At 49.7% G+C, this 8,857-nt stretch carries 8 protein-coding genes; 7 read left to right on the forward strand and 1 reads right to left on the reverse strand.

Annotation, left to right across the window (positions count from 1 at the left end; translation table 11 throughout):
• A partial coding sequence (locus tag KDK17_RS10180; protein ID WP_257288007.1) for an enoyl-CoA hydratase-related protein occupies nt 1-412 on the reverse strand: 412 nt, incomplete at its 3' end.
• A gap of 309 nt (nt 413-721) precedes the next feature.
• Here KDK17_RS10180 and KDK17_RS10185 point away from each other — a divergent pair.
• The 7 genes from KDK17_RS10185 (at nt 722) to KDK17_RS10215 (ending at nt 8,749) form a co-directional block, all read left to right on the forward strand.
• A complete protein-coding gene (locus KDK17_RS10185; RefSeq protein WP_257280294.1) occupies nt 722-1,045 on the forward strand; it encodes an SCP2 sterol-binding domain-containing protein in 324 nt (107 codons plus the stop codon).
• 148 nt (nt 1,046-1,193) lie between these two features.
• Nucleotides 1,194-1,715: a flavin reductase family protein gene (locus KDK17_RS10190; RefSeq protein WP_257280271.1), complete on the forward strand. Its 522-nt coding sequence runs from the start codon at nt 1,194-1,196 to the stop codon at nt 1,713-1,715.
• Nucleotides 1,716-1,839: 124 nt separating this feature from the next.
• Nucleotides 1,840-2,406 carry a DUF4202 domain-containing protein gene (locus KDK17_RS10195; protein ID WP_257288008.1) on the forward strand — a complete coding sequence of 189 codons (567 nt, stop codon included), beginning with the start codon at nt 1,840-1,842 and terminating at the stop codon, nt 2,404-2,406.
• A 19-nt stretch (nt 2,407-2,425) separates the two neighbouring features.
• Complete coding sequence (locus KDK17_RS10200; RefSeq protein ID WP_257288009.1) at nt 2,426-2,926, forward strand: protein disulfide oxidoreductase; 501 nt, start codon at nt 2,426-2,428, stop codon at nt 2,924-2,926.
• 84 nt (nt 2,927-3,010) lie between these two features.
• The gene (locus KDK17_RS10205; protein WP_257280274.1) at nt 3,011-4,417 is read left to right on the forward strand and encodes an efflux transporter outer membrane subunit; all 1,407 of its coding nucleotides are present in this window, start codon (nt 3,011-3,013) and stop codon (nt 4,415-4,417) included.
• Nucleotides 4,418-4,424: 7 nt separating this feature from the next.
• Nucleotides 4,425-5,615, forward strand: a complete 1,191-nt coding sequence (locus KDK17_RS10210) for an efflux RND transporter periplasmic adaptor subunit (RefSeq protein WP_257280275.1) — start codon at nt 4,425-4,427, stop codon at nt 5,613-5,615.
• Nucleotides 5,612-8,749, forward strand: a complete 3,138-nt coding sequence (locus tag KDK17_RS10215; RefSeq protein WP_257288010.1) for an efflux RND transporter permease subunit — start codon at nt 5,612-5,614, stop codon at nt 8,747-8,749. The genes KDK17_RS10210 and KDK17_RS10215 overlap by 4 nt, the downstream gene beginning before the upstream one ends.
• Nucleotides 8,750-8,857: the final 108 nt, after the last annotated feature.

Here is an 8,857-nt window from a genome sequence, read left to right on the forward strand (position 1 = left end):
GGATGGAACTGCCCAAACGGGGCATAAACCGGATCAGTCGCTGAACCTCGAGAATATGCAAACGTCCCAGACGAGCCGGATCGACCTCATCCCGGGGCAAGCCCTCATACTTGTAACCGTCTTTGCCACGAATACGCTGGTCTCCTCCGGAACAGAAAGCCCAACCCCGATCTTTCGGTGACGGACCGTTGCCTGTCAGAATCACAACGCCTATATCGCTGGAGATTCTCGCATGCTCAAGCGCCCGGAACAGTTCATCCACCGTTTTGGGCCGAAAAGCATTGCGACACTCGGGTCGGTTAAAGGCAATTCTCACGGTTCCCTGATGTCTGGCCCGGTGATAAGTGATGTCTTCGAATTCAAACCCATCTACTTCCTGCCAATGTTCCGGATTGAAGATTTCAGAAACCATAAGACCTCCCGAGGCACGTATGCCATAGCAACAAAAGATTTTAGCGAACAATTGTCGCACAACGGCCAAACAGCGCCAGTACCTGATTCACATAACAACTATTATACAGAAGCCCGCCGGACAGACTGAATCATAGCCCTGTCGACGGGTTATGAAAAACCTTCACCATGAGTTGTTTTTTGTAAATCAAAGCAATATCCAAGAGAGCTTTATATAAAAATCAGATATGATCTGCGAATATCTTACAACACATAAAAACCTGACCCACCTAAGAGCCTCAGGGTATACAGGAATAATACTCACGGAGTTATAACAATGGCCACGGTGCAAGAAATCTTTGATGAGATGCCCAGACGTTTTGTTGCCGATGCAGCAGTAGGGCAACAACTGATTTTTCAGTTTGATATCACGGACGGAGATACCTATCACGTCGCCATTGATAACGGCACTTGTCGTGTGGTCAAGGGTACCAGTGATGACTCCAATGTCACCTTAATCACCGACAGTGAATCTTTTGTCGGTATCATGACCGGTGAACTGGACGGCATGCAGGCCTTCATGGCTGGCAAGGTTCGCACTGAAGGCAATATGATGCTGGCGACCAAACTCAACGACTTTTTTCGCAGCGAATGACCTTTTCCTGAGTTGACGACCTCCCGGACCTGTTGAATATCAGCAGGTCTTGGTCTCTCTATCGGCCCTACTGTTTGATTGGTATCATAGTACCCAATTTGACGTAAAAACCTATTTTCAATTCCCTTCCAAGCACGAGTGCAGTTTTATGAGTGATCAGTCTCTGGTTTCGGACTTTAAACAGGCCATGCAGGAACTGGCAGCGTCCGTCAACGTCATTACTTCTCAACATGACGGATCAAGAAACGGTCTTACCGCCACAGCCGTATGCTCTTTGTCCATGGAACCCGTTTCCATGCTGGTTTGCATCCATAAAGACGTACAGGCACTGGCAGAAATCAGAGCCAGCGGTTACTTCTGTATCAATGTCCTGAGCACAGACCAGCAGAGTGTGTCTGATGTTTTTGCCGGCAGCACCGGTGCCAGAGGCGAGCAACGATTTCTGGAAGCAGGTAACTGGACAAGCTCTCAATCCGGAGCACCTATGCTGGACGACGCTTTGGCCAGTGTCGTCTGCGAACTGGAGGAAATCAACACATCAGGCACACACTCTATCTGTATTGGCCATGTTCGCGAGGTTCGCCTGAACCGCGGCTCATCGCCTCTGATTTATGCCCGGCAACAATACGGCACTCTCACCGAGCTGCCTGAAACAGAAAAAGCCGCCTGAATATGATAGATTCCGGAACACAGATTAACTGACCTGTGCTTCGGAACTCATCGTACGATTCTTCCGATCACAGTGAAGTTTATCTTCCACTATCAACGCCCACCCACAAAATCACAAAAAGCCTATGAGCCGTATTCAACAGACTCTGGCAGCGATAGACAAGCTGCATGAACAAGACCCTGAAACCATCGAAGGCAAAGCCAAAGAACTGATCTATGCAGAGAATATGTCCGCATGGCTCGATAAGTTATGTCCGGATGCCTCCGAAGAACTGCAGATTGCCGTTCGCAGCCAGCATCTTTGCCGTTGGGAAATTCCACGTTCAGAATTCCCGATGGATCGGCCTGGCTACCTTAAATGGCGGACAGAACTGGGCAAACTGCACGCCCGAAAAGCAGTCAAGGTCATGCAGGAAAATGGTTACAGTCAAGAGAGCTGCCAGCAGACCGAAAGTATCATTCGCAAACTGGGCATCAAGCGCAATGCTGAAGCCCAGACACTGGAAGACTGTGCCTGTCTGGTGTTTATCGAAACCGATTTCCTGAACTTTGCCAGACAGCATCCGGAAGATAAAGTGGTTCGAATCGTCCAGAAGACCTGGGCCAAAATGTCAGAACAGGCTCACCAGCAGGCGCTGGCAATGGATCTGCCTGCCGAAGCACTGAGCCTGATCCAGAAAGCACTGACTTAACACAAAACAAAGGATTTCAATGAGCATACGTCTTGGCAAATTCATTCGGGAAGCTGTCTTCACCCTGCTAATCGCAGCTGTAGTTATGACGGCATACAACGTCTATCTGCAAAGAGACATGCCTTCGGGGGCGGCTCCGGAACTGCGCGCAATGCCTGTTAACGGAGCAGAAATCGACCTCTATAAACTGTCTGAAGAGAAACCGGTCCTGCTTTATTTCTGGGCCAGCTGGTGCCGGGTCTGTCACTGGGTCAGCCCTGCGGTCAGTGATTTATCAGAAGATCATCAGGTCGTTACCGTGGCCATGGTCTCAGGCGACAATGAGAGAGTGGCCCGATACCTCAATGCCAAAGATTTACACTTTCCCGTCATTAATGACCCTCAGGGCTCTACCAGCAGAGCCTGGAACGTCAGCGTGACGCCTGCCATTTTCATCATCAGAAAAGGTGAAATAAAGTCCATCACAACGGGCTTCACCACCAAGGCCGGAATGCTGGCAAGATTGTGGATAAATCGATAGGCTATCTGGTCGTTTAGTAATTATCTTTGATCTGAAATCACGGTTTCAGGATAATGGCTGATCAAAGTCAATCATTTTTCAGCCATGAAATACCCACGTTGTCTGGCATTAGGAACCTTGCTTCTCCTGATGTCGGGTTGTGCTACACACAGCACCTTATCGCCACCAAAAACTTCTCTGCCAACGACCTTTTCTCAGTCAGGCAATGAAGCTCAGACCAGCCTCTGGTGGCAAAGCTTTGACGACCCCCGGCTCAATAGCCTTATTGAAACAGCATTGACCAATAATTTCAGTCTGAAAGCAGCAACAGACAGACTTCGTCAGGCTGAAGCCGTTGCCAGACAGTCCGGAGCAACTTCGGTGCCCACTATTGATGGAACCTTCGAAGGCCGCCACACCAAGCAGTCTTCCGGTAATGTTGAGCAATTTCAGATCGGATTGATGGCCAGCTATGAAGTAGATCTCTGGTCACGCCTTGCCGCCAGTGAAGCCTCTGCAACGTTCGAGCTTCTCGCCAGCCGCGAAGCACTCAACATTGCAACTATAACATTGTCGTCTGAGATAGCCCGTCAATGGTACGAGCTGGTCACCCAACAATCCCTGATCAAACTCTATGATCAGCAGATTGAAAACCTGAACCGTCAGCTGTCCGTGATTGAACTGCGATTCCGATACGGTCAGACGCAGGCAGAAGATCTGCTGCAACAGCAACAGCTTCTGGAAAATCTTAATGCCAAAAGACTAGCTGCCAGGCGTCAACAGCAACTGACTTCCCAACAGTTGGCTCTGTTGACCGGAGCCATCGAACTGCATTCAATCGATATCCCGAAAACGCCGGAACTGAAACCTTTACCCTCAACAGGCTTACCGGCTGACTTATTGAGTCGTCGTCCGGATCTCAGGCAGGCCTGGTTTTATGTCGAGCGTCAAAATCAGCAATTGATTGTGGCCGAGGCTGACCGGCTGCCTCAGATCAATCTCACGGCCTCACTGTTATCCACCAGCTCAAACTTCTCTTCTCTGGTGAATGACTGGGCAGGCCATCTGGCGGCGGGGCTGATCGCGCCCCTTTTTGATGGTGGACTGCGCAAAGCTGAAGTCGAACGTCAGCAAGCGGCTTTGAGCGAATCCCTGAATACTTATTCCCAAACGATTCTCGAAGCCTTTACGGAAGTGGAAACAGCATTGACCCGTGAACAGTCTGAGCAACAGCAACTACAAAGTATCGATAAACAATTGTCGTTAGCTATCAAGACAGAACAGTTCAAACTGACCCGGTATCAGAATGGTGACAGCACTTTCCTTGAAGTGTTAACCGCACAAAACAGCAGACTGGATCTGGAACAGCAGAAACTGATCAGCAAGGGCAATCTTCTGGCCGAGCGAATTCAACTTCACCGGGCTCTGGCGGGTGATCTGAATGCAGAAGAGCTCGTCCGGAATAAAAGCATGACAGGCACTGAACAAGACAAGGCTCAGCCCATAAACTGATATGAAAATGAATCCAACCACCCAACACCTGAGAAAGCCTGCTGCCCCCCTATTGATCCTTGCCATCTCGATTATTACAGCATGGCTGCTGATGACGACCTCTCCCAAAGCCAGTCGTGCCGAACCCGGGAAAAAATCCCAAATGGTCGAGACAGTTACGGTTGAGCAGCAAACCGTCAACATTCGTCTCAGGGGTCTGGGCACCGTTATCCCAAGTCAGTTTGTCACTCTTTATCCAGAGGTCAGTGGCAGGATAGACAGTATCCTTGATGGCCTGATGCCAGGCTCCCGTGTCAAGAAAGGTGAGCTGCTTGTGACTCTGGATCAGGATGAATATGAGATTCTTGTTCGGGAACAGGAAGCCGCTGTCGCTCAGGCATTGTCTGAATTGAAGCTGGAACAGGGTCAGCAGAATATCGCCCGGCAGGAGTACGAACTGACAGGCCATAAACTCTCCCCGGAAGAAGAGGCCCTGGTCCTTCGGCAACCTCAACTGGAAGCGGCTAAAGCAGGTTTAATCAGGGCTCAGGCGAGTCTGGATCAGGCAAAACTGAACCTTAGACGCACACAAATAACGGCACCGTTTAATAGCCAGGTCATTAACAACTCCGTTTACCCCGGTAGTCAGGTCAGCAACAGCACTGCCCTGATGAAGCTGATCTCAACTGACCGTTTCTGGATAGAGCTGGAAGTACCTGTCGAGCAGCTGAAATGGTTGAATTTTGCCAACGAACATTCCAGCGGCAGTTCTGTAGTAATCACCAGTCCTCAATGGAGTGGAGACTCTCGTCAGGGAAGGCTGATCTCTGTATCTCCCGAACTGAACGACGGATCTCTTATGGCAAAGGTCATTATTGAGATTGAGGACCCGCTGTCTCAAAGGGAAAAGAATAAGGGCAAGCCTCCTGTAATGGTGAATGATCTTCTTAGCGCAGAGATCGTGGGTAAAAAAGTGGACGACGCCTTTGTGGTGCCTGAAGCACTGATAAGAAACAGCAATCAGATCTGGGTGCTAACCCGGGGTAGCACCCTCGAAATTCGAACTTTATCACCTATCTATCGTGACTCAGGGAAAGCGATCTTGCTCTCTGGCCTTGAAGATGGCGACCAGCTGATCAGCTCTTCGCTGACGACACCTGTCAATGGCCTGCCACTGCGCACAGCAGAAAAGCCTATTTTTGAAGGTAAGCAGCCATGAGCGATATAAAAGCCATGAGCGATATGACTGAACATAAAGGCGCTATCGCGTGGATGGCTCGTGACAGGATCACTCCGAATCTATTGATGCTCTTTCTGATTATTGGTGGCCTGTTTGTCACATGGGACATCAAGAAAGAAATCATGCCTGAATTCAATGTTGACAGGATCGAAGTGGCTGTCAATTACTCAGGAGCAACACCCGAAGAGATTGATCTGGGCATTGTGTTACCTATTGAAAATGCCATCCGGGGCATTGAAGGCATTGATGAGATTAACTCTACGTCGGTTTCAGGCTCAGCCTCAATCACCGTCAAAGTGATGGAAGGATACGATGCCAACCAACTGTTACAGGATATTGATCAGGCAGTAAACCGAATCAGCACTCTGCCTGAAGAATCCGAAAAACCCCGGATATCCGTCAAAAGCCGTAAAAGAGACGTCATGGAAATCATGATCTACGGTGAGGTCGATAAGCGGATTTTGCGAACCGTAGCAGAAAACATTCGAGACCGTTTACAGCGAGATCCCGGACTCACCCAGATTGAACTGGATATGGAGCCCGGGCATGAGATCCGGATCAGTATCGATCAAGACCAGCTGCAACGCTATGGATTGACTCTGGCAGAGGTTTCTGAAGCCCTCAGCCAGCATGCTTTCGATCAAACTTCCGGAGAAATTAATGCTATCGGGGGCGACATCAGTGTCCGGGTTCAGGAACGTCGTGAACAGGCTGATGCTTTCCGTGATGTTCCGGTCAAAACATTGACCAGTGGCAGCACGCTAAAACTGGGAGACATTGCCACACTCACCCATGATTTCGACGACGATGGTACGGAGGCACGTTATAACGGTCAACTGGCAGCCGGACTGACCGTTTACCGTGTGGGTGAGCAAACGCCCGTCGGTGTATCGGATATCGTAAGAAATATTCTTCCTGAAATACGAGCGGAGCTGCCTCCCGGAGTGAATATCGAGATCACCGATGATGACTCGGTAAACTTCAAAAACCAGATGAATCTGCTGCTAAAAAATGCCTTTCTGGGACTGCTGCTGGTACTGGTTCTGCTGAGTCTGTTCCTGGAGTACCGTCTGGCGTTCTGGGTCACGATGGGAATTCCAACCTCTTTCCTGGGCGCCATGCTATTACTGCCCGGAATGGATGTTTCCATCAATATTATTTCGATGTTTGCCTTTATTATCGCCCTTGGGATTGTAGTGGATGATGCTATTATTGCCGGTGAAAACATCTACCATCGTCGTCAGGAAGGCATGAGCTTTTCAAGGGCCGCTATTCTCGGGGCCAAAGACGTCGCCGTACCACTGACGTTCAGTATCCTGACCAACATGGTGGCTTTTCTCCCGATTCTGACTCTCCCCGGCATGCTGGGCAAACTTCAACAGGCGACGCCGTTGGTGGTCATCAGCGTATTTGCCATCTCATGGATCGAGGCTCTGTTTATTCTCCCCGCCCATCTGGGGCAAACAAAAGACAGGCCAAAAGGCAAAATGGGTCAATGGCTGGACAACGTACAGCAAAGTATTGATAAACGTCTAATGTTGCTTATAAATACAAGATACAAGCCTGTGCTGAACAGCGTTCTTGATCGTAAATACCTGTCACTTGCCATTGCTATGGCTATTGTCGTGCTGGTCGGAGCCTGGCAGGCCAGCGGCAGACTGGGCTTTTATCTGATGCCCAGAACCGATGCCAGCTTTGTCAGGGTCACTGCCACTCACCCATATGGTAGTTCTGAAAGCAAAATCAGGGAAACGCTGGCCATCATTGAAGCTGGCGCACAGGAAGTGGCCCGGGAAAATGGCGGCGATAAACTGGTAAGCGGCCTTTCAACCATCATTGAGAACGACGTAATCAGAGTTTCTCTGAACCTGACTACTCCTGATGTACGCCCGATCAGTACTGCTCAAGTCGCTAACCTGTGGCGGAAAGCGAATGGCGAACTGACGGGGCTCCTGAGCATCACGTATAGTACGACAGGTCATGGTCCGGGAGGTGATCCTGCCCTGACCGTTGAACTCAGCCACACAGACACTGAGGTTCTTCGCCAGTCCAGTGAATTTCTCGTAGGGAAACTCGAACAATTTAGCGGAGTCACGGATATTTCCAGCAGTTTCGCCAGTGGTAATCCTCAGCTGGATATCCGCATCAGTGATGAAGGCATGGCTCTGGGGCTCACCGCTAACGATATTTCACGACAGTTGCGCAATGCTCTCTTTGGCATAACAGCCATAAAGCAGCAGGAAGGAAGAAACGAAGTCTCGGTGAAAGTCATGTTAAATGAAGCATTGAGGCAGAGTGAAGCCGATCTTCTCAATATGATGATCCGTACTGACGACGGCAGCTATATTCCTCTGACCCGTGTCGCAGCCATTGGCAAGAGTACTGCCCCATCAAGCGTAACCCGCAGAGATGGCAGCAGAACCGTTGATATTACCGCAGAAGTGAACCCGAGGGGTTCTACACCGCAGATCATCAGCTCTCTTCAAAACAATGTATTTGAGGAGCTTCAGGCTAAGTATCCGGGACTACAAATCGATCTGGGAGGAGACCAGAAACGTGCAGCAAAAAGCATGAGTGCGCTCTTGAAGTCGAGCCTGCTGGCCATGCTTTTGATCTACGCTCTGCTGGCTATACCTTTTCAGAGCTTTACCCAGCCACTACTGGTCATGGCAGCCATTCCTTTTGGGGTAGCAGGCGCTTTTTTGGGTCATATAATACTGGGCTACACCCTGAGCATGATCAGTTTTATGGGTATCATAGCGCTTTGTGGCGTTGTGGTGAACGACAGTCTAATTCTACTGACCACCTACAACGGACACAGAAAAGATGGAAAGGACTGGAGAGAAGCCATTAATCAGGCCACAACCCGACGTTTCCGTCCTATTATTCTGACGACACTGACCACCTTTGGTGGATTGGCTCCAATGATTTTCGAGACTTCCCGTCAAGCACAGATGGTCATCCCCATGGCGATCTCTCTGGGCTTTGGCATTCTCTTTGCCACCTTTATCACTCTGGCGATCATTCCCTGTCTGATCGGTGCAGGGCATGACCTCAAGAGCTGGTTTCAGGAAAGTCGAGGGAAAGAACCCGCTTTGAGCTCAACTCCCTGATACAAAAAGGCCGCTGAAAAAAGCGGCCTTTCTGGTAGGTGTTAGTTTCACTAACATCAATGTCATGAACTTTCATGCTAAAACCGACTCTAAGCCGCAGAACCAATT

The organism is Endozoicomonas sp. SESOKO2, assembly GCF_024606245.1.
GTDB lineage: Bacteria > Pseudomonadota > Gammaproteobacteria > Pseudomonadales > Endozoicomonadaceae > Endozoicomonas_A.